Here is a 22318-nt window from a genome sequence, read left to right as displayed (position 1 = left end):
ACTAATAGTTAATAGTTATGGAAGTTTCAAGTCTACTTGAAACTCTTCACTATTCATTATCTTTTACTGATTTTATATATTTAATTGTTTCTTCAAAGGAATTAACATCATTTACACTTAATGCCTTTACTTCTTTTCCCATGGATTTTCCGATTCTTTTTACAAAGCCTGATAGAGATTTTCCTGGTCCTAGCTCCACAAATGTGTCTACACCTTCATTTATCATATATTCTACAGACTGCTGCCATAATACTGAATTGCTTACTTGGTTTACTAGCTTAGGCTTTATTTCATCTCTGTTAGAACTAAGTTTAGCATCTACATTGGAAATAAACTTTTTTTGAGTTTCTCTTATATCCACCTTAGATAATTCATTCTTTAGCTTTTCTCCTGCTGAAGATAGTAATGATGAGTGAAATGGTGCAGATACAGATAACGGCACTGCTTTTTTCGCTCCTAGTTTCACTGCCTCTTCACAGGCAACTTTTAGACCTTTCATTTCTCCTGATAATACTATTTGTTCTGGACTATTATAGTTAGCGACTTCAACTATTCCGTATTCCTTAGTTTTTTGTATAATCAAAGGTAATTTTTCTTTATCCAATCCAAGAATTGCAGCCATTCCACCAACTCCTAGGGGAACTGCCTCCTGCATAAATCTTCCTCTTTCTTTTACAACCTTTAGAGCATCCTTAAATTCTAAGCTTTTACTTGTAACTAAGGAACTATATTCTCCGAGACTTAGTCCAGCTGTATATTCACAGTCTATACCTCTAGCCTCCATAGCCTTAAGTATTGCAATACTTGTTGCCAATATAGCTGGTTGAGTATTTTCCGTTTTCTTTAGATCTTCTTCAGTTCCATTGAAGCATATGGATTTTAAATCCATATTTAGTACTTCATTTGCTTCATCAAATACTTTTCTTGATTCTGCAAAGGATTCATAAAAGTCACTGCCCATTCCTACGTATTGTGATCCTTGACCAGGAAATATAAAAGCTAATTTATTTTTTTTCATTGTTCTCACCTCCTAGGGAGTACAATGAATTTAATTGTTTTTCTGCAGATGAAACTATATCTTCAATTATCTCCTTACATGGTTTAATATCTTCTATTAATCCAGCAATTTGTCCAGACATTAAAGATCCTTTTTCTATATCTCCATCTACTACAGCTAACTTTAATCTTCCTGAACCTAATAACCCTAGTTCTTCAAGAGATCCATTGTTTTTTTCTAACTCTAAAAATTCCCTAGTAAATTTATTTTTCAATGCTCTAACAGGATGCCCAGTACTTCTCCCAGTTACTTGTGCATCTCTATCCTTAGATTTTACTATGGCCTCTTTATAATTTATATGAACATTTGCTTCAGTAGAGCATACAAACCTAGTTCCTAGTTGAACGCCTTCTGCCCCTAGGCTTAAAGCTGCTAAAAATCCTCTTCCGTCTCCAATTCCTCCTGCTGCTATAACAGGAATATTAACTTTATCTACTATTTGAGGAACTAATGCCATAGTAGTCAATTCTCCAATATGGCCTCCCGCTTCAGTTCCTTCTACGATTAAGGCATCTACGCCTTCTCTTTCTAATCTCACTGCTAAAGACACAGTAGGTACTACAGGTATGATTTTTACATTGTATTCCTTTAACTTCTTTATATACTTTCCTGGACTTCCTGCACCTGTAGTTACAACAGGAACTCCTTCATCACAGATTATACCTACAATATCTTCAGCAAAAGGTGACATCATCATAATATTTACACCGAAAGGTTTATCTGTCAATTCCTTTAGCTTTCTAATCTCTTCTCTTATTACTTCTCCTGGGGCATTACCTGCTCCAATGATCCCTAAACCACCTGCCTCTGATACAGCTGCCGCTAATTCATGGGTAGCCACCCAAGCCATTCCCCCTTGTAGTATAGGATATTTAATATTAAAAATATCTGTTATTCTAGTCCTCCACATTTTATTTCCTCCTACTCCACTTTATGGTCATTGAAGCCCAAGTAAGTCCTGCTCCAAATGCTACTAAAAGTATATTGTCACCATTCTTAATTTTTTTATTCTTAACTGCTTCATCAAGGGCAACTGGAATAGAGGCTGAAGACATATTACCATATTTATTTAAATTTATACAAATCTTATCTTTTTCAAGTTTTAATTTCTTAGCTGCTGCGTCTATAATCCTCATATTAGCTTGATGAGGAACTAAAAAGTCTAAATCTGCTAAATTTAAATTTGCTTTTTCTAAAGCATTCATTGATGTTTTTTCCATAACTCTAACGGCAAATTTAAATACTTCTTTTCCATCCATCTTTACATAGTGAAGTCTATCTTCTAGAGTTTCAATACTGGCTGGTAATCTAGATCCTCCTGCTGGTTGACTTAATACTTGCCCATTTGTACCATCTGAGCCTAGTTCACTAGAAAGAATTCCAAATCCTTCTTCACATTTTTCCAATACACAAGCTCCTGCACCATCTCCAAATAATACACAAGTATTTCTATCTTGCCAGTCCACTATTTTGGATAATGCTTCTGCTCCTATAACTAACACCTTTTCATATGTTCCTGATTTAATGAAACTCTCCCCTATGGATAAACCATATACAAATCCAGAACATCCTACATTTATATCAAATGCTGCTGCCTTCATCGCTCCTATATTTTTTTGAATTATACAGGCAGTTGATGGAAAAGCGTGGTCAGCTGTAACTGTTGCAACAATAATTAAATCTATATCTTCTGGTTGTAATTTTGCATCTTCTAAAGCTCTTTTAGCTGCTAATGTTCCTAAGTCAGAAGTCGCCGTATCATCCTCTGCTATTCTTCTTTCTTCAATTCCTGTTCTTTCAACAATCCACTCATTAGATGTATCTACAATTTTAGATAGAGCATCATTAGTAACAACTCTTTCAGGAACATAACTACCTACACCAGAGATACCTACATAAATACTTTTCATTTTCCACCTCCATATTTAATTGTGATTTGTCCTTCCTCTTCTTCATCTACCACCTCCTTAAAAATATTTGCAAATTAGTTTTCTTTAGATTAATATTAATACTATAATATAATTAGAACTTTAAGATTTAGTATATATGAATATAATAAAATAAGCAATCATTAATTTTTCACTATAAAAATCAAAAAAGGAGCGATTTTATGGATAAATTGTTAAATATAGAAGAAATAAAAGAGATTATTCCTCATAGGTATCCTTTTCTCTTTATAGATAAAGTTTTAATAGAAGAAATTGGAGTTAAAGGATTGGGATATAAAAATGTAACTATAAATGAGCCATTTTTTCAAGGCCATTTTCCAAATATGCCTGTAATGCCTGGAGTAATAATTGTTGAATCCATGGCTCAAGTTGGAGCTGTGATTCTCTTATCAGATGAAAGATATAAAGGAAAAACCCCTTATTTTGCTGGAATAAATAAAGTAAGATTTAAAAGAAAAGTAGTACCTGGAGACACCCTTAAAATGGAAGTGATTCTAACTAGAGTTAGGGGTTCTGTAGGAGTTGGTGAAGGTAAGGCCTACGTTGGAGATGAACTTGCTTGCGAAGGAGAGTTTTTGTTTGCTATAGAGTAAATATCCATATTTAAAAAAGGATTAAGAAAATTTCTTAATCCTTTTATAGTTATTAAGATTTTTAAAGGTTTATCATACTCTTTTTATTGTTTGCTAATAGCTTCTTTTAAAATTATATCTATTCTTTCTTCTTCATTTATAATCTTTCCTTGCTTTTCATCATAGGCATATAATGCTCCACTTACCATTCTGGTTTTAAGAGTACCTTTGGCTATTTTAGAGCCTTGTAAATGAGGTGCATCTAGTATTCCAACTCTTACTGCCTCAGTTAAAGTTGCTGGATCTATTAATGGATCTTCTACGCTTAAATTTAGAGATTCTATTGTATCTATTATTACCTTCGCTTCTTTTATCAGTGTGTTTTTTCTTTCAAGAACATTTTTGTCCTTAGTCATATCTACTGAGCCTAAGAATTCATTTTTTAGTATTCCCCTTACTATCATAGCTGACTCTATTATATCTTCAGCTTTTGCTGCATGATGAGCTTCACAAAATCCTACTACATGATATATATGAGGTTTAATTCCCATGGCTAAATATGCTGAGGCCGCCAACTGCCCCTTAGCTTGATAAAGATTAGTGGGAAAGCTTGCTAAACCTGCCCTTGCTTGACGATATACATTAAAATCATCATCTACTAAACTTTCTACTAATTCTATCTTTGCCAACATCTTACCTAAATCCATTTCTGGAGAAATAGATGCTGGTACATTAAACATATATTGAGCTATATAATCTTTTACTCCCATTTTTTTTGCATTATAGGCAGCAATATATGCTACTGCCACAGCTATGGAATCATGGGCATCTCTTAAACTCCAATGATGTGGATCATTTACTTCTACTGGAATATTTCTTTCCCCATGCCATTTCATTACTTCTTGATTTTCTTTTAAGGCATCTATTAATTTTCTTGGTCCTCTGCCATCTAGTTCACTATACCAAAATAATGGAACTGCACACCAAGCATTATCTATGCTTTCTTTTAACAATTCGGCAAAAGGTATTATATTTTTTGTCCCACTATAGGAACGTAATAGTGGGAAATTTCCCCTTTGTGCTGCATTATAAACTTCCTTAAAATCTTCCTTACTTCTTAAGGGTACCCCACCTGCTCCATTTAGTCTTTCATCCATATTTTCTTGGTCAAAGAAAAATTCTTGAGCATTTTGATCTGGTGCAATAGAAATTATATCTATTACTTTTGATTCTGATACTTTTTCTATTGACTTTATGGTTTCTTCTATAGTTGGTAATCCTAAGTGATGTCTTAATATTGGATACGGATATTTAGATTTTATTCTGTTTATTAGGTCTTTTGGATAAGATTCTTCTTTTGATAAATCTTGACCCTTTAGATATGCTATGACTTCGTCAATATCTTCACTGCCATCAAATACTTTATGAAAAATTTCATACTCCTTAGCCACTAATGATGTAGGTTCTGTTCCACCAAATAACCAAATTATATCTTTAATATTATTTTCAATTATCTTTTCTTTTAGTTCTTCTAGAATTTGATAAAGTGGCTCTGGAGTTAATCTATAGGATAAAGCTACTATATCAGGCTTTTTTTCATTGATTAAATTTATTATTTCATCTACTGATTTACCTATTCCTATAAAATCAGTATAATACTTCTCTTGATCTGCTAAATTTAAGTAATTCATTATTCCTGCCACATGTACACAGTTACCTAAAGTTCCCGCTATAATCTTTTTCACTAAGCAACACCTTCCTCACCTTTTTTATCTTTTTTGTCTATTCCTCCTATTTGTGCAATTTTATGCATATCATATACTGATAGTCCTTTTAATCCTAATTTCTCTATAGTTCGACCTTCTACATAAAAATTCCTTCCTGTTATTAATTCTGCAATATTTATAATGGAATTAATAGCTGGAGTTTGGATCCCTAATTCTATAGCTATAGATGCCATAGGTATCAAACTATAAGGTACATCTTCATAGATATATCTAATATTTAACCCCTTTGGTGCCTGAAGTCCTTTGTATGCAGAATTATTTTGAATTGTTTCATAAAGATTTTTTCCTTTTGCTCCGTAGGATTCGCATAACCATTCCTTAGCAGATAAAGTATTTATTTGAAGAATTTTTCCTATTTCCATTCTCTCATGATCCATTTTTTCTAAAAAATCTCCTATGGATGGAGTTATGCCTTCTATATAATATTCAAAAGCTGCCCCTCTTTCAATATGCCCACTATTTAATAATGTTGGTGCTGGATGAAATATTGCTCCATAGTTATTTATACTTGTTTCAAGAACATCCTTAGCAGGAATAAATTGTGGATAAGCAAATTTAAGTAAGTTGATTACATGATTTGTTTTAGATGAAGGTATAGCTCCTATGGTTACTTCATTTTTCACCTGAAATATATGGGCACTATTTTGTGAAGTGGCTCTACAAGCGTATATAAAAGTTTGAGCTTCTGCAACTACTACCTTATTATTGCAGTTGTATTGTCTTAATGCTTCATATACCTCCAATGCCCCACCTGTACGACCTGGATTTAAAACTATTATTTGCCCATCCTTTAAATATGGTGTCATTTCTATAGCCATCTGATAATGCCCCATTGCAGGTACTGTAACCATAATTATATCTGCCCCATCTATAGCTTCTTCCATTATGTTAGTTACCTTGTTTAATTTGCCTTTTCCTGTTACTTCTCCCGTTAGAGATATTGTTGGATTATTTATTAAAGATAGTATATTTTCTAATGTCCTATTGTATAAATTTACCTCATATCCTATCATGGCTAAATAACCTGCCATTGCAATTCCACCATTTCCTGCACCTATAATACTAAATTTTAATCCTAGCATTTAATCATCCCCCTTGAATTTTTTGTCTCATTTTATGTTAACTGGATTTGAGGGACAAAAAAAACTATGGGCTTCCATAGTTTTGAAATCAACAGATTTCATGCCCCCTTTATTTGCTTACGAGGTTAGCTGTCGGGTTCGGGCTAAAGGGTTATGCCCGTCCTATAATGGATTCACCCCAAAAAAATTGGTTCCCCCGCTTCAAAAATCGAATTAAGCATTATTCGTTTCGAGACTAGAATTATTATACCATATTAACCATTTTTTTGCAAAAACCCTTTTCTGGAAAAATTTGATAATTTAATTTTCTATAATTTTTTAATGTTTATTTTTCTGTTGTTTACTATCACCTAATTGGACGATCTGAATATATTATAGTATGTACAGACAATACAAGCTATTAATGACTAATTATATAGGGAGGAAATAAAATATGTATAGATCAGTAGAAGGTACAAATATTAGTAATGTACGAGTATTTGATAATACCCATGGAAGAACAAAAGGTAACTATAGCCCTTCAATTTCGGAATGTAGTAGTAATTCAAAATATCCCCACTCTTGCGTAGAAGTTCAAACTAATATGTTAGATAGTTGTACTAATACACCAATTACTCCAGTGGGTATAACTACAGGTGTCATAGCTAAAATTCCAGTAGTATTAGCTGAATTAACTGTACAATTTCATCTTAGTTCACTAATTAAATTACCAGAATTAGCTCTTGATGTTAAAAATATAAAGAAAAAAGTAAAAATCACTCAATGTCTTTTACTTCAACCCACTAATATATTGTTTATTAAAGGGTTTATCCGTAAAAACATTGACTATACTACAGGCAATTGTGCAAATATGGAAGGTATATGTGGAGAACTACATCATTGTACAATAGATGTTCCTTTTGAATGTTCAACACCACTTACTTTCTATACTCCGCCAGAAGAACTTGCTGTAAATTCCAGTACTGAATTTGAATACTTTAAGGTTAGTAATTTACCGGATAAACATTTTGCTGAAAAAGATAAACTACTATCTGGAGATTTATCGGAGTTTAATCAGATTATAATTGAAAATTTCAATGAACTTCCATTCTGCGAATTAATTAATGCAAGAATTTTTGAATTTGATGAATTCATTGGTCGTCATCGCCCTTGTGGTGCTGAGTTCCCAATTGAGGAAAAATTCTTTAACAGAATAGAAGAAAAAATGGTTATAGAATTTACAGTTAAAGTTTTACAAAATAGGCAAGTTCAAATTCCCGCAGTAACTGATACTTCTGGAGGATGCCATCCTAAATTCCCATGTTCAGCAAACAAAGATTAAATCTATGCTATAAAATAAGACCAGTGTTATAACTGGTCTTATTTTCATAGTAATTTATTTTCTTTGCTCTTTTACTAATTCTGCTCCTCTTTCCAATGCTTCTTTATTTATTGGAAGTAAATTAACTCTATTTTCTCCAAATACTGCTGTAAATGCTTTATTTAATATAGTATCTACCTCAACTGCCTTTGTAGCTTCTAAAAATGCTCCTAACATTACCATATTGGCTACTCTTGGGTTACCAATTTCATTAGCTATTTCATTAGCTGGAATATAATATACTTCTATATCTTCCCTAGTAGTTTTTCTATCTATTAATGATGAGTTAATAAACAGTCTTCCTTCTGGTACTACTGAATCTTCAAATTTATCTAAGGATGGTCTATTCATTACTATTGCTGAAGTTGAATCTATAACAACTGGAGAACCTACTGCATCTGATGATATAATAACGTTACAGTTTGCAGTTCCTCCTCTCATCTCTGGACCATAAGAAGGTAACCAAGATACTTTTTTATCCTCTGTCATGCCTGAATATGTTAAAAGTTGACCTAATGCCATTACACCTTGTCCACCAAATCCTGCAATTACTATTCTTTCTTCCATTTTATTCAACCTCCTCTGGACGTCTATAGTTTCCAAGAGGATAATAAGGCATCATATTTTCCTCTAGCCATTTCATAGCCTCTGGAGCTGTTAATCCCCAGTTAGTTGGACATGTGGATAATACTTCTACAATTCCAAATCCTTTTCCTTCAAGTTGTATCTGGAAGCATTCTTTTATAGCTTTTTTAGCTTTTCTTATATTTGCTGGGTTATTTACTGCAACTCTTTCTACAAATGCTGCTCCATGAATTGTAGCTAACATCTCGCTTACTTTTATTGGTCTACCACTATGTTCTTCAGTTCTTCCTAAAGGTGCAGTTGTAGCTTTTTGTCCTATAAGTGTTGTAGGTGCCATTTGTCCACCTGTCATACCATAAATAGCATTATTTATAAATATTGTTGAAATTTTTTCTCCTCTATGAGCAGCATGAACTATTTCTGCTGTACCGATGGAAGCTAAATCTCCATCACCTTGATAAGTAAATACAAAATTATCTGGATGAACTCTTTTTATTCCTGTAGCTACTGCTGGTGCTCTACCATGTGCAGCTTGCTGCATATCACAATTGAAATAATTATATGCAAATACTGAACATCCTACTGGGGCAACTCCTATGGCTTTATCTAATACCCCTAATTCTACTAATACTTCTCCTACTAATCTATGAACAATTCCATGAGTACATCCTGGACAATAGTGAGTTTGTACATCTGTTAATCCTTTGGTTTTTTCAAAAACTATAGTCATTATTTATCACCTCCATAGATTTTCTTTACATGTTCAATTATTGCGTCTGGTGTAGGTACCATTCCTCCTGATCTTCCATAGAAAGATACAGGAAATTTACCTTCAACAGCTATTTTAACATCATCTATCATCTGTCCATTATTCATTTCAACTGTTAGTATACCTTTACAGTTTGGATTTATTTTCTTAAATTCATCAAATGGATATGGCCATAATGTAATAGGTCTAATTAGTCCTACTTTATATCCTTCTTTTTCTAATTTTGCTATGGCTGTTTTTGCTATTCTTGATGTAGTTCCATAAGCTGCTATAACCACATCTGCATCTTCTATATTATATGATTCTACTCTACACTCGGTTTCCTGCATTTTTTTATATTTAGCTTGAAGTCTAATATTGTGAGCTTCTAAATCTTCTGCTGCTATATATAAAGAGTTTATTATATTTGGTTTTCTCTTATCTCCAGTACCTACTGTAGCCCAATCTTTTTCTGGTAAATCTCTTTTTGTTGGAGTTTTAAATTCAACTGGCTCCATCATCTGTCCAATCATACCATCTCCAAGAACCATAACTGGATTTCTGTATTGGTCTGCTAGATCAAATCCTTCTATAATTAAATCAACTAATTCCTGAACATTTGCTGGAGCAAATACTACCATTCTATAGTCTCCATTTCCTCCGCCTCTAGTTGCTTGGAAATAGTCAGTTTGTGAAGGCTGAATACTTCCTAAACCTGGACCACCTCTCATTATATTAACTAAAAGACAAGGTAATTCTGCACCAGCAATATATGAAATACCTTCTTGTTTTAATGCCATTCCAGGACTTGATGACGATGTCATTACTCTAGCACCTGCTCCTGCAGCACCATAAACCATATTTATTGCAGCTACTTCTGATTCTGCTTGTAAGAATACTCCTCCTACCTTTGGTAACTCCCTTGACATATATTCTGGTAGTTCTGATTGAGGAGTTATAGGGTAGCCAAAGAAGTACTTACATCCTGCTTGAATTGCTGCTGCACCTATAGCCTCATTACCTTTCATAAGAACTTTAGTCATATTTTAAAACCTCCTTTTTTAAAGTATAGTTAGAATCTTTCTACTGTAATAACTACATCTGGACAAATAGTTGCACAGTTTGCACAACCGATACATTTTTCTGGGTCTGTTACTGATGCTGGGTGGTATCCTTTTGCATTTATTTTTGTTTTATCTAATGCAAGTATTTTTACAGGACAAACAGTTGTACAAAGTCCACATCCCTTACAGATGTCTTCATTAAATGTTACTTTACCTTTAGCCATTTTTAACCCTCCTTTTATTTTATAGCATCCATTCATCCCTCATAAATAATTTTATGGGGAATATTTCGCCTTCTAAGTTATTAGGAAGACTTGGTATTACTTCTTCTAGTACAGATATATATTTAAGCTTTATTCCAGTTCTTTCTTGAACTTCTAAAGCCAATTGCTGCCCTCTTAATACATCTTCATAGGTTGTAGATTTTAGTAAATGAGTGTTGTTTATAATACCTGTTATTTTAGCTCTAGATACATCTTGAATTTTTGTCATATATTCAAGTACTTTATCTACTGTTTGAGTTTCAGGTCTATTAGCATTTAGGACAAAAAACATATCATATTTACCTTCTTCAAAATACTCTACATATCTTCCCAATGCCCTAGCTCCTACTTGGTCTCCACCTACATCTAAGATTAAATTATAACTTTCATCTTGTAATGGTGTATATACTTCTGCTGATATAGACGGTACTTCTATGGCTGGTGCATTGATTTGACTTCCAATTACTTTTATGCCTACACCTTCCATTTCCAAAGCCTTCTCTCTGGATCTAAAATACATATTTACTATATCCAAATCAGCTAAAGCAACCTTTTTCCCCATCTGAGCTAATTTCACAGCATAGTTCACACTGAATTCAGATTTTCCACTGCCATAATGCCCAATTATAACTCTTATTCTTTTATCATTATTTAACATAGTCACCATATCCTATTTATAAACTTTTGCTGCTTCTTCTCCTCTTAAAACTCTCAATCCACCTTCTGCTAAAGCTGTAAGTTCATCTTCTCCAGGATAAATAGTTACATCAGCAATAAACTTTACGCTTTCTTCTACCCATGAAGTAAACAACTTATCATATGCTATTCCCCCAGTAAGGAGAATACCATCTACCTTTCCTTTAAGAACTGCAGCACATGCTCCTACCTCTTTTGCTACTTGATATGCCATGGCATTATATATTAGTTCTGCATATTTATCTCCATTTGCAATTCTTTCTGTAACTTCCCTAGCATCATTAGTCTTTAAATATGAAACAATTCCACCATTTCCAGTAAGCATTTTCTTTACTTCATTATATGTGTATTTTCCTGAATAGCATAATTTTATCATGTCTCCAACTGGTAAAGATCCCGCTCTTTCAGGTGAAAATGGTCCTTCTCCATCTAAAGCATTTGCTACATCTATTACTTTGCCCTTTTCATGAGCTCCTACTGAAACTCCACCACCTAAATGGACTACTATTAAGTTTAAATCCTCATAATTTTGTCCTAATTCTTTAGCATGACGTCTCGCCACTGCTTTTTGGTTTAGTGCATGAAATATAGATGTTCTTTCAATTTCTTTTAATCCAGATACTCTAGCTACATCTTGTAATTCATCTACTACAACTGGATCTACTATAAATGAACGTTTTCCTACTTCCTTAGCTATTTCATAAGCTATTATACCGCCTAGATTTGAAGCATGCTCTCCTTTTTTACCTATTCGTAAATCTTCTAACATTAAGTCATTTACTTCATAAGTTCCACCTTCTATTGGGTTAAGAAGCCCACCTCTCCCTACTACTCCATCTAATGAATCTATTGTAATATCATTTTTCTCTAATATATTTACAATAATATTTTTCCTAAATTCATATTGGTCATATATTTTCTCATAAGGAGATAATTCTTCAACTGAATGTCTTAAGGTTTCTTCAAATATACTTTTTTCATCATCAAATACTGCTATCTTTGTAGAAGTAGAACCTGGATTTATAATTAAAAGTCTAGTCATTTTTACCCTCCTATTTTGAAGCCATTAATACTGCTAAGGCAATTGAATTTAATTTTGCTTCTTCATTATCAGCTCTAGAAGTAAGAACTATTGGAGCTTTAGTACCTACTATAAGTCCTGCTGATTTTGCATTTGCTAAAAATGCTAAACATTTATAAAGTACGTTTCCTGCATCAATACTAGGTGCTAAAAGTATATCTGCATCTCCTGCTACTTCACTATGGATTCCTTTTAAAATTGCAGATTCTTTAGATATGGCATTATCTAAAGCAAAAGGTCCATCTACTAAACAATCCTTAATTTCACCAGCTTTATTCATATCTGCCAATTCCTTAGCATGGACTGTTGCTTCCATTTTTGGAGATACTTTTTCCTTTGCAGCTAAAACTGCAACTTTTGGCATTTCTATATCTAATGATCTTGCTAATACTACAGCATTTTCAATAATTTCTTTCTTTTGGTTAAGGTCAGGAGCTATATTCATAGCTGCATCAGTTACAATAAATACTTTATGATAAGTAGGCACATCAAACACAGCTACATGAGATATTACATTACCTGTCCTAAGTCCAATTTCACTATCTAATACTTGTTTCATTATTACAGAAGTATCTATAAGTCCCTTCATTAAAACATCAGCTTTTCCGCTACTAACTAATTCTGTAGCTATTCTACAAGCAAGAACCTTATCTTCCTCATGAATTATTTGAGTACCTGATAAATCAAAGTTTATTTCCTTTGATATTTCTAATATTTTTTCTTTGTTTCCTACTAATATAGGTTCAGCTATTTTACATTCCGTAGCCTCTTTTACTGCAGATAATACGTCTTTGTCTTCAGCTACAGCTACTGATACCTTCTTTGGTCCTCTAGTTTTAGCTAATTCTAATAAATCTTTAAATGATTTAGCCATTTATGTCCACCTCTGTTTCATATATTTTTGCTTCTTCATAGCCATTGATAACTCTTAACGCACCTTTATTCAGTGCATCCATTTCATCTTCACCCGGATAAACCACTACTTCTGCTATAAACTCAATCATTTCTTTTATCTTTTCCATAAGATAACTAGAATAAGCTAGTCCACCTGTAAGTATTATATTATCAACTTTACCTTTGAGTACAGTAGAATATGCTCCTATTTCTTTTCCAATTTGGTAAGCCATAGCATCATATATAAGCTTTGAATATTTATCACCTTGATTTATTCTATCTTCAACTTCTCTACCGTCCATAGTACCTAAATAGGAAAATAATCCTCCTTCTCCTTGAACCTTGAGCTTCATCTCATTTAAGGTGTATTTTCCTGAATAACACATCTTAACTATGTCTCCCATAGGAAGTCCACCTGTTCTATCTGGAGAAAATGGACCCATCTCCTTAGCATTATTTACATCAATCATTTTTCCGTTTTCAATTGGTGCAATTGATATTCCACCACCTAAATGGGCAACTACTAAATTCATATCTTTTAAATCCTTATTTATTTCATTAGCTCTTCTATGGGCTACTGCTTTTATATTTAGTGCATGAATCAATGACTTTCTTGAGATTTCATTTAAACCAGAAATTCTAGCGACTTCATGAAACTCATCTACCGCCACAGGATCTACTATGAAAGAAGGTATGTCCGCCAAATCTCCCAATCCTTTGGCTAACATTCCACCAAGATTAGAGGCATGTTCCCCTTGTATTCCAATCTTTAAATCTTCTATCATAAAATCAGAAACTATATATGTGCCACCAGGCATAGGTCTTAATAACCCACCTCTCCCTACTACTGCTCTCAAAGAACTTAAGTTAATATTTTCTCTTTGCAACCAATCTTTGATTAAATTCAATCTATAATCATATTGGTCAGCTATTCTTTTATAATTATCTAACTCCTGCTTTTTATGGTCTATTTTAAAGGTCTTTAACTCTTTATTCTCTTCAAATAGACTTACTTTAGTAGATGTAGATCCTGGATTAATTGCTAATACATATTTTCTTTCCATCTTTTTCCCCCTTAGTATTTAGTTAATTTTAACTCCACAGTCTGTGGTGTAATTTCTTTAACTGCAACTCCTGTTGGCACATTTACTCCTAAATTCACCTTATGAATTCCTTCATCAAGATGAAGTAAATCTAAGCTCAACTCTAAATCTTCCTTACTTAAACTTTCAATGATTTGCTTGTTCCCCTTTACTGTCACATATATAGGCTCATTAGAATATTCTTTGTCTATAACTAAGTCTGAATCTAAATTTGTTATACCTATATCTTCTAAAGTATATTCTAATACTCTAGTGGAAATTTCTTCAATATTTAAGGAAACACTAATCTTTTCGTTTGGATTTAAAAGGGATACATTTGCTGGTAAATCCAAATCTACTAATTGAGTTGTATTTTCTACCAACGAATTTATATCTATTGCCTTAGTCTGAATAGATTTTAAATTAGCTATACTACTATCACCCTTTAAACTTACGGTACTAGGATTTATTGTAATATTAGTAATTTCATACTGAGCCGGAAGTTGATTTTCCGTTTTAAGTTCAATTGGTACAGTTACAGTTCTAAATACAGGCACATAAACATCTACTACACTAGGTTCTTTATCTACTCCTCGAACATCATTTTCCTCATAATCTATTAATTGTATAGGTACTTGTTCATGAATATCACCTTTTCTTCCAGTTACATCTAAGACTGCTATTACTTCTGACACTTCATTTACCCAAGTTTTAGGACCTTTCAGTAAAATTGAGCCAGGCTTTATTGTTATATCTCCTATTACATGGTTGGGTTCTAACTTACCTACTGTTTTAACAGTAACAGGCTTATCTACAGTTATTAATTTGTCAAATGTAAATAGTATCTCTTTAGGTTCATAATTTACTATTTTTACATTGTTAAGTTGATTTAAACTTACATTTACTGGTACTTTCTTCTTGCCTTCACTATAACCAGATAAATCTACTTGAGCCTTTATTAAATCAGGTGAAAAGTTTGCCATATCAGACTTTCTACCTGTTACTTTTACAGATATAGTAGCTTCCTTTGGCTCCATAACTATTAATTTTTGTCTATCTAATTCATCAATATTGTTTAATGTTAATGTTATATTTCTATATTCCTTTGATATATCTGGGTTTTCTATACTCATAACATAACTCCACAAAACAATCGCTATAGCAAAAGCAAAGATTTTTAAGGTTAAATCATTCTTCTCCTTGCTCATCTTTTCGCCTCCATTTTATAATAAATGCTTCCTGTGAATCCTTCGGCTTATACATATCTGTTAATATTTGTTTAAGTGTTTGAGAATCCAAATGTCTTGCTATAGCTCCATTTTCTGCTATAGATATTGCCCCTGTTTCTTCTGAAACAATTATAGATAGACTATCAGACCTTTCTGATATGCCTAATGCTGCCCTATGTCTAGTTCCTAATTCCTTATTAATATTCATATTCTCTGTAAGAGGCAAAAAACAAGCTGCTGCCTTAATCATATCTTCTTTTATAATTACTGCTCCATCATGCAATGGGGTATTTGGAATAAATATGTTTATGAGTAAATTACTAGATACCTGTCCATTGATTTTGGTTCCTGTTTCTACAACTTCATTTAAACCTGTTTGTCTTTCTAAAACTATTAGGGCACCTATTTTTTGTCTAGATAAAGAAGCACAAGCTTCCACTATTTCATCTACAGTTCTTGAAAGACTTTCTCCTTTAATTTCCAAGAAAGATTTAGTAAAAAATCTTGATCTTCCTATATACTCCAATCCTCTACGTAGTTCTGGCTGAAATACAATTAATATTGCTATAACTCCAACTGTCATTGCATTTTCTAATATCCAGTTAATAGTATATAGTTTTAAAAGTCCACTAACTTTGGCAAATATAAATAGTGCAAAAATCCCTTTTGTTAATTGCTCCGCTCTAGTCTCTCTTATTAGTTTAAAAAGCTTATAAAAAACTGCTGCTACTATTATGATATCTATTATGTCAGCTATTCTAAGATTGGAAAATAACGATTTGAAAAATTGCAAGGACTATCACACCTCTTATCATATTTTTGTTACTTGCTTCTATTATATAATATATATTGTCTTATTTGAACTAATAAATTGAATATAATAAATTTAATTCAATTCTGAAATGCTCTAATTTTCAATCATTTTACTCATTGTGTCTTTTTGGGATTTTTCTAATCTTATTTTTATATCTTCTTTATTTGAAACTTCTAATTCTCCATTGAGATAATCGCTTATAGGAAGAACTTCATAAAATAATCTATTATCTTTTCTATATTTATGAACCCATGTAGGTATATAGTCTATGTTTTTAATTTCAGTTTCTCCTTTTGAAAAATTCTTTTCTATTTCCAATTGAACCATAACACCGTCTTCAGTATAGGAATTATCCATAGTGCTTTTCCTTTGATTAGATATAAAATTTCCTAGGGAATATATGATAAAATTATCCTTACCATTTTTATTAATTATTTGAGATTTTTGAATTACATGTGGATGGCTACCTAAAATAATATTTGCACCCCAATCCACCATTTTTTCACCTAATTCCATTTGATAACTAGAGGGTTCCATTTCGTATTCATTTCCCCAATGAATAGATACAACTATTATATCTGTTTGTAAGTCCTTTATATTTTCAATATCCTGCTTTATTCTATCTTCATCAATTCTATTTACCATATAGTCTAATTCTTCTTTGGACAACATACCATCCATGCCGTTTAAACCATAGGTATATGAAAGAAATCCTATTCTTATGCCTTCTACTTCTTCTACAAGCATATTATTTGTTTCTATATATGTTCCTATGTTTTTCATTCCATATTCATGTATATTATTTATAGTATCAACCAATCCTTTTTTTCCTTGGTCTAAACAATGATTATTTGCTGTAGAAAGTATATCAAAGCCTGCTTCCTTTAAAGCTAATAATGATTCTTTAGGTGTATTAAACCTTGGAAACCCCGAATAGCTTACATCTTCTCTCGTTACAGTTTCAAAATTTCCTAAAGCTATATCTGCATTTTCTGTATATTTTTTAATATACTTAAAGGATTGATTAAAGTCGTAGGTTTTGGTTTCCGGATTATAGGCTGCTTTATTTTGTGGAGAATGAAACATAATATCTCCTACTGTTAATAGTTTCACGGTAGATACTTTTTCTTCAGTACTTTCAATAGTTTCATCTTCTTCGACTTTTAAGTCTTCATACACTGAATCTTTATTTACTTCTACATAATCATTGTTTTTAAATACAAGAATTTCCTTATATACGGTAAAACCAAGTATACCAATAGATAAACTAGCTACCAGTACAAAAATAATCATTAATTTTTTCATCTTTTCCCCCTTAAATCTTTATAACTTGTCCTAAGAACAAAAGGTAGAGAACCCTCTACCTTTGATTTTATACTGTGTTTAATACTTATACAATAACAATTTATTCTTCTTTTCTAAAACTCATTATTTTAGATCTTGAATCATACATAAAACTTGCTAATCTTCTTTGATTTAAAATCCATAAAAATATTACATATGGAATAAATATTATTGTAAGATGGGGAATTTCTGCCATTAATATAAAGTCAAACATTCCATGCATAATCACTGGCATATATAGGGATCTTTTCATATTTTTTCTTTTTCTATCTATATCTGTATCAAACTTTGCTAAAGATAGATAATATCCCATGGTTACTCCAAATACAGCATGGGCTGGTACTGAAAATATTCCTCTATATAATCCTATAAATGGATTATTTGTATATCTATAAGCTACGTAAATTATATTTTCTACAGTAGCAAACCCCATAGTTACAAAAACAGAATAGACTATACCGTCTAATTTTTCATCAAAAAATTTTGTTTTATATGGGTATTTTAACACTGCTAATCTCTTAAAGTATTCTTCTGTAAGTCCTGCAACAATAAAGGCATTAAAAAGGGAACCTAGTATACCAGGAAATATATTAAAAGCTATTAATATTTCTTCAACTATTATTGAAGGAATCACTGTTAATGCTCCTAGTATATAAGTAAATAACAAAACTTTTAAAGGTTCTCTATCTCGCCTATCTGATAAATATATACCTAAAAGAATAATCACAGCAGGTATAACAGCTATAATGAAAAGTCTAAGTCTCAAAAAAATACCTCCTTATGTCTTTTCTTATAGTTTCCCAAAAACACAGAAAAGAATTCTAAAAAATAAATCCTAATGAATTTAGGATTTATAAAATTCTATGATTTTTTAAGTTGAATATCTTTTCTTCATATTAGTTAAAATTAAAATAAAAAGTCCTAATGCAATTAAAATATCTCCGATACTAATAATCTTAGGGAAAAAATAAGGTTTTGGTATAGGTATTATATCTCCTAAAACCCATAGTTTTGTACTCTTATCCACTAAAGCATGAGTCATTATTCTGCCTTCATCTAATAGTGATAATTGAGTATATAGTTTAGAAAACTTTAAGGCGTTAATTGAAACTGGCATTCTTCCATTGTTTAAAAGAAGTGGTAAAAAGTTTAAAATAGCTCCAACCAATGTTGTTCTAAGTCCTATTTCATGAAAATTCATTATAAGTCCTATAATCAATAGTAAATAAACAAATATATGTATATAGAAGAAATTATCTTCTATTATAATACTTAATCTTCCATTAGTTTTTGAAGCTATTAAAAGGCATATAATTTCTGTTAAAAATGATATAACAAATAAATACCATCCGTTAATATATAAATTACCTATGTTTCGTATCTTTCCACCTGTTAATTTACCAAGAAGTAAGGATAAAGTAATAATTTCTGTAACCATATAATGCACTCCTTTACATCTATTGACAGTAAAAATCATCAATAAGTATAAATTTAAAATTTATACTTATATAAAATTATAATGCTAGACATATGCGTATGTCTAGCATTATTTATTAATATCCTATAAACAGTTCCTTTTTTGCTTTACAAAGTGGACAATTATCCTCTTCGCCTGTTAATGAAATATATCCACATACTGGACATAGTTCTATTACTTTTGCTTCTAAATCTTTACCTGCATCTACAGCTTCCTTAGCTTTAGTAAATAAATCTGCATGAACCTTTTCTGCTTCTATTGCAAATCTCATAGCTGATACTGCTGTCTTTTCTCCTTGCATTTCTGCAACTGCTATGTATGCAGGGTACATTTGATTAACTTCATGTAACTCTCCATCTATTGCTCCTTGAAGATTATCTGAAGTATGGCTCAGTCCAAATCCTGCTCCTGATGCTACTAGAAAGTCACCTGATATGTCTTTTAATGCTTTAAAATGTAGTGTAGCATGCACTTCTTCCGCATCTGATGTTGCCATGAATAATCTAGCTACTGTTGGGAAACCATCTTTTTTAGCTTTATCTCCCCATATTCTATATCTCATATGTGCCTGAGACTCTCCACCAAATGCTGATCTTAAATTTTCTGCTGTCATTGCGTTCATTAAAACTCCCCCTTTATAAAATATGTCTTGTATATTGTATATATTATTCTAGACAAAGTCTAGTTATTCAAATCTCTTTTTATATATCCATTTTTTCATTGTTCTAATCAAATAATTAAAATTATCTTTTGTTTTGTTAAAACCTTGTCATATAAAAGCCCATATCTACGTAGGATATGAGCTTTTAGTTTTATATATTAATTAATAACATTTTTTCTTATTTATTTCATCTTGTACTATCATCAATACTTCACCAAATCTTTGAAAATGTACTATTTCCCTTTCTCTTAAAAATCTTAAAGTATCTGTTACTCCTGGGTCATCACTTACACGAATTAACCATTCATAGGTAGCCCTTGCTTTTTCCTCCGCTGCCATATCTTCATGTAAATCTGCTATCGGATCATCTTTTGACCCAATATATGAAGCTGTCCAAGCTTCTCCTGCTGCACTATGGGGAAAAGGACTTTTTCCATGATTTACATAATGTGCTTCAAAAGGGGTACCCTTTATTTGATCTACTGTTGCATCTTTTACTAGTTTCCATACCAATGTTCCAATCATTTCCCAATGGGCTAATTCTTCTGTACCTATATCCGTAAGTATTGCCTTACCTTGATTAGTGGGCATAGTCCATCTTTGTGTCAAATATCTTACTCCTGCTGACAATTCTCCATCAGCTCCTCCAAATTGTTCTATTATCATGGCTGCTAATGTAGGATTAGTTGTGTCTACCCTCACTGGGTACTGTAATTTTTTTTCATAAAACCACATATTGATCCCCCCTAAAAATTAGTAAAATTTATTTCCCAAGGCCAAGGTCCATCAATATATGCCCAAGGATACCTGCTCATATCTCTATTTGTTAGAGGACCATATCTTGCCTGATACATATTTTTTAATTCAAAATATCTTTGAGATGCGTTATTATGAAGCCTTAAAGCTTTTTCGTCATTTGGATGGGTGTCTAAATATAAAGATGTTTCATCTATTACAAAAGATACTTCCATTATTTCTAATAATAAATCCATTTGTGCCCTATCCATAGTATCTTCCTCCTCTTTCTCTATCTCCTATTCCTGTTGTAAAATCAGGCTTAATTAACTCTGGAAATAGAGTACCATTTTTTAAAGCTTCTCTTGGACTAAATACTTCATTCATTATTTGCATAGGAACACAAGCTCTTGCTAATCCACCTGGACAACATGGTTCATTGTCTATATTATACTCTCTGTTCATTTCTTTCCCCCCTAAAAGTTTGTACAGTACATCTTACGCAAAAGAAATCAAAGAGTTACAAGTAAAAGTTTTGAAATTAATTTATTAAATAAAAAATAATCCCTAAAGGGATTATTTTTCTGGAAATACTTTAACCAAGATTCTTATAACGAAATAAAATAATATCAGTACAAAAAATGTAGTACCCATTCCATAGATTAATAGTTTCAATAATATATTGTCCATACTATTCCTCCTAAGATAACAATATCAATACAATACTACCTGCTATAATTGAACCTATTTGTCCAGCCACATTGGCTGATACTGCTTGCATTAGAATAAAGTTCATAGGATCTTCTTCTTTAGCTAACTTTTGTATTACCCTAGCAGACATTGGAAATGCAGAAATACCCGCAGCTCCAACCATAGGGTTGTACTTTTTCTTCACAAATAAATTTAAAAACTTAGCAAATAATACTCCACCTGCTGTATCAAATATAAATGCAACTAATCCAAGTCCCATTATCTTTAAAGTATCTACATTAAGAAATGCTTCTGCGGTCATTGTAGAACCAATAGTTATACCTAATAATAAAGTGACTAAATTAGCTAATTCATTTTGAGCCGATTGTGACAATCTCTCTAATACTCCTGATTCCCTAATAAGATTTCCAAACATTAAAAATCCTATTAAAGTAACAGATATAGGTGCGATAATACCTGCTACTATAGTAACTGCTATTGGAAATATTATCTTTACAGTCTTAGAAATTTTAACTTCTTTATATTCCATCCTTATTTTTCTTTCATCTTTAGTAGTTAGAAGTTTTATGACTACTGGTTGAATCATAGGTACTAAAGACATATAGGAATATGCCGCTACAGAAATTGGTCCAAGCAAATGTTTGGCAAACCTTGTAGCTACAAATATAGACGTTGGTCCATCTGCGGCTCCTATAATACCTATGGATGCTGCTTCTTTAATATCAAAACCGAACTTGTTTGCAAGTATTATAGTCATAAAAATTCCAAACTGTGCAGCTGCACCAAAAAATAGCATAGATGGCATCTGAAGTAGTGGTGAAAAATCTATCATTGCTCCTACAGCTATAAAAATTAAAGCTGGAAATAATTCATTTAAAATACCTGCATTTTTAAGTATTCCTAAAATTCCTTCATCACTGGCTATTCCAGGAATACCTGCAACAACAGGCAGATTTGTAAGTATTGCCCCAAACCCTATTGGCAATAACAACATCGGTTCATAATCCTTTTTAATTGCTAAATAAATAAGTACGCCACCAACTAAAAACATAATCACCTGATTAAATTGAAGACTTTTAATACCTACTAATAATTCTTCCAAATTTATTCCTCCTATTCTATAAATC

Annotated in this window: 26 protein-coding genes and 1 riboswitch; of the genes, 2 read left to right on the top strand and 24 right to left on the bottom strand. The window is 32.0% G+C overall.

Annotated features, from left to right (window positions below; translation table 11 throughout):
* Window positions 1-49: 49 nt before the first annotated feature.
* The 3 genes from fabD to KQI41_RS05020 are packed head-to-tail and all read right to left on the bottom strand — an operon-like array spanning window position 50 to window position 2967.
* A complete protein-coding gene (gene fabD / locus KQI41_RS05030) occupies window positions 50-1018 on the bottom strand; it encodes an ACP S-malonyltransferase (RefSeq protein WP_216584953.1) in 969 nt (322 codons plus the stop codon).
* Window positions 1005-1967: an enoyl-[acyl-carrier-protein] reductase FabK gene (gene fabK / locus KQI41_RS05025; RefSeq protein ID WP_216584952.1), complete on the bottom strand. Its 963-nt coding sequence runs from the start codon at window positions 1965-1967 to the stop codon at window positions 1005-1007. The genes fabD and fabK overlap by 14 nt, the downstream gene beginning before the upstream one ends.
* 1 nt (window position 1968) lies before the next feature.
* A complete protein-coding gene (locus KQI41_RS05020) occupies window positions 1969-2967 on the bottom strand; it encodes a beta-ketoacyl-ACP synthase III (RefSeq protein ID WP_244971089.1) in 999 nt (332 codons plus the stop codon).
* 200 nt (window positions 2968-3167) lie between these two features.
* On the opposite strand from KQI41_RS05020, the gene fabZ reads away from it, so the two are divergent.
* A complete protein-coding gene (gene fabZ, locus KQI41_RS05015; RefSeq protein WP_216584951.1) occupies window positions 3168-3599 on the top strand; it encodes a 3-hydroxyacyl-ACP dehydratase FabZ in 432 nt (143 codons plus the stop codon).
* Between the two features lie 83 nt (window positions 3600-3682).
* Here fabZ and KQI41_RS05010 read toward each other — a convergent pair whose 3' ends face one another.
* Both KQI41_RS05010 and KQI41_RS05005 read right to left on the bottom strand, forming a co-directional pair.
* Window positions 3683-5323: a cobalamin B12-binding domain-containing protein gene (locus KQI41_RS05010; RefSeq protein WP_216584950.1), complete on the bottom strand. Its 1641-nt coding sequence runs from the start codon at window positions 5321-5323 to the stop codon at window positions 3683-3685.
* Window positions 5323-6447 carry an NAD/NADP-dependent octopine/nopaline dehydrogenase family protein gene (locus tag KQI41_RS05005; RefSeq protein WP_216584949.1) on the bottom strand — a complete coding sequence of 375 codons (1125 nt, stop codon included), beginning with the start codon at window positions 6445-6447 and terminating at the stop codon, window positions 5323-5325. The genes KQI41_RS05010 and KQI41_RS05005 overlap by 1 nt, the downstream gene beginning before the upstream one ends.
* A 98-nt stretch (window positions 6448-6545) precedes the next feature.
* Window positions 6546-6677: riboswitch (cyclic di-AMP (ydaO/yuaA leader) on the bottom strand.
* A 203-nt stretch (window positions 6678-6880) separates the two neighbouring features.
* On the opposite strand from KQI41_RS05005, the gene KQI41_RS05000 reads away from it, so the two are divergent.
* Window positions 6881-7768: a CsxC family protein gene (locus KQI41_RS05000; RefSeq protein ID WP_216584948.1), complete on the top strand. Its 888-nt coding sequence runs from the start codon at window positions 6881-6883 to the stop codon at window positions 7766-7768.
* A gap of 54 nt (window positions 7769-7822) precedes the next feature.
* On the opposite strand, the gene KQI41_RS04995 is transcribed toward KQI41_RS05000, so the two are convergent.
* The 19 genes from KQI41_RS04995 to KQI41_RS04905 form a co-directional block, all read right to left on the bottom strand.
* A complete protein-coding gene (locus tag KQI41_RS04995) occupies window positions 7823-8374 on the bottom strand; it encodes a 2-oxoacid:ferredoxin oxidoreductase subunit gamma family protein (protein ID WP_154439907.1) in 552 nt (183 codons plus the stop codon).
* A 1-nt stretch (window position 8375) separates the two neighbouring features.
* Window positions 8376-9122, bottom strand: a complete 747-nt coding sequence (locus tag KQI41_RS04990; protein ID WP_154439908.1) for a thiamine pyrophosphate-dependent enzyme — start codon at window positions 9120-9122, stop codon at window positions 8376-8378.
* The gene (locus KQI41_RS04985) at window positions 9122-10183 is read right to left on the bottom strand and encodes a 3-methyl-2-oxobutanoate dehydrogenase subunit VorB (protein ID WP_154439909.1); all 1062 of its coding nucleotides are present in this window, start codon (window positions 10181-10183) and stop codon (window positions 9122-9124) included. Before KQI41_RS04985 ends, KQI41_RS04990 begins: the two co-directional genes overlap by 1 nt.
* A gap of 29 nt (window positions 10184-10212) precedes the next feature.
* Window positions 10213-10428, bottom strand: coding sequence for a 4Fe-4S dicluster domain-containing protein (locus KQI41_RS04980; protein ID WP_154439910.1), 216 nt, complete (start codon window positions 10426-10428; stop codon window positions 10213-10215).
* Between the two features lie 19 nt (window positions 10429-10447).
* Window positions 10448-11125: a nucleotide-binding protein gene (locus KQI41_RS04975; protein WP_154439911.1), complete on the bottom strand. Its 678-nt coding sequence runs from the start codon at window positions 11123-11125 to the stop codon at window positions 10448-10450.
* 12 nt (window positions 11126-11137) lie between these two features.
* Window positions 11138-12205, bottom strand: coding sequence for a butyrate kinase (gene buk, locus KQI41_RS04970; protein ID WP_154439912.1), 1068 nt, complete (start codon window positions 12203-12205; stop codon window positions 11138-11140).
* A gap of 10 nt (window positions 12206-12215) precedes the next feature.
* Window positions 12216-13118: a phosphate butyryltransferase gene (locus KQI41_RS04965; protein ID WP_154439913.1), complete on the bottom strand. Its 903-nt coding sequence runs from the start codon at window positions 13116-13118 to the stop codon at window positions 12216-12218.
* Window positions 13111-14202 carry a butyrate kinase gene (gene buk, locus KQI41_RS04960; RefSeq protein WP_216584947.1) on the bottom strand — a complete coding sequence of 364 codons (1092 nt, stop codon included), beginning with the start codon at window positions 14200-14202 and terminating at the stop codon, window positions 13111-13113. The genes KQI41_RS04965 and buk (KQI41_RS04960) overlap by 8 nt, the downstream gene beginning before the upstream one ends.
* Before the next feature lie 11 nt (window positions 14203-14213).
* Entirely contained in the window at window positions 14214-15428 is a 1215-nt protein-coding gene (locus KQI41_RS04955) for a CdaR family protein (RefSeq protein ID WP_154439915.1), read from the bottom strand.
* Window positions 15409-16242, bottom strand: a complete 834-nt coding sequence (gene cdaA, locus KQI41_RS04950; RefSeq protein WP_154439916.1) for a diadenylate cyclase CdaA — start codon at window positions 16240-16242, stop codon at window positions 15409-15411. The genes KQI41_RS04955 and cdaA overlap by 20 nt, the downstream gene beginning before the upstream one ends.
* Window positions 16243-16356: 114 nt before the next feature.
* On the bottom strand, window positions 16357-17568 hold the full coding sequence (locus KQI41_RS04945) for a CapA family protein (protein WP_154439917.1): 1212 nt from the start codon (window positions 17566-17568) through the stop codon (window positions 16357-16359).
* A gap of 100 nt (window positions 17569-17668) precedes the next feature.
* Window positions 17669-18373 carry a PrsW family intramembrane metalloprotease gene (locus tag KQI41_RS04940; RefSeq protein WP_154439918.1) on the bottom strand — a complete coding sequence of 235 codons (705 nt, stop codon included), beginning with the start codon at window positions 18371-18373 and terminating at the stop codon, window positions 17669-17671.
* A gap of 105 nt (window positions 18374-18478) precedes the next feature.
* Window positions 18479-19045, bottom strand: coding sequence for a DUF5317 domain-containing protein (locus KQI41_RS04935; protein WP_216584946.1), 567 nt, complete (start codon window positions 19043-19045; stop codon window positions 18479-18481).
* A gap of 115 nt (window positions 19046-19160) precedes the next feature.
* Window positions 19161-19706 (bottom strand): rubrerythrin family protein, encoded by a 546-nt coding sequence (locus tag KQI41_RS04930; RefSeq protein WP_154439920.1) that lies wholly within the window; start codon window positions 19704-19706, stop codon window positions 19161-19163.
* 201 nt (window positions 19707-19907) lie between these two features.
* The gene (locus tag KQI41_RS04925) at window positions 19908-20480 is read right to left on the bottom strand and encodes a manganese catalase family protein (RefSeq protein ID WP_154439921.1); all 573 of its coding nucleotides are present in this window, start codon (window positions 20478-20480) and stop codon (window positions 19908-19910) included.
* A gap of 11 nt (window positions 20481-20491) precedes the next feature.
* The gene (locus KQI41_RS04920) at window positions 20492-20752 is read right to left on the bottom strand and encodes a spore coat protein CotJB (RefSeq protein WP_154439922.1); all 261 of its coding nucleotides are present in this window, start codon (window positions 20750-20752) and stop codon (window positions 20492-20494) included.
* Window positions 20745-20945 (bottom strand): spore coat associated protein CotJA, encoded by a 201-nt coding sequence (locus tag KQI41_RS04915; protein ID WP_216584945.1) that lies wholly within the window; start codon window positions 20943-20945, stop codon window positions 20745-20747. Before KQI41_RS04915 ends, KQI41_RS04920 begins: the two co-directional genes overlap by 8 nt.
* A 111-nt stretch (window positions 20946-21056) precedes the next feature.
* Window positions 21057-21170, bottom strand: coding sequence for an OadG family protein (locus KQI41_RS04910; protein WP_154439924.1), 114 nt, complete (start codon window positions 21168-21170; stop codon window positions 21057-21059).
* Window positions 21171-21180: 10 nt separating this feature from the next.
* Window positions 21181-22293 carry a sodium ion-translocating decarboxylase subunit beta gene (locus tag KQI41_RS04905; protein WP_216584944.1) on the bottom strand — a complete coding sequence of 371 codons (1113 nt, stop codon included), beginning with the start codon at window positions 22291-22293 and terminating at the stop codon, window positions 21181-21183.
* Between the last annotated feature and the right edge of the window lie 25 nt (window positions 22294-22318).

Origin of the sequence: Tissierella pigra, from assembly GCF_018917845.1 — a bacterium.
GTDB lineage: Bacteria > Bacillota > Clostridia > Tissierellales > Tissierellaceae > Tissierella > Tissierella pigra.
Note: the sequence above shows the minus strand (reverse complement) of the source record. Positions and strands in the feature narration are given on the sequence as shown.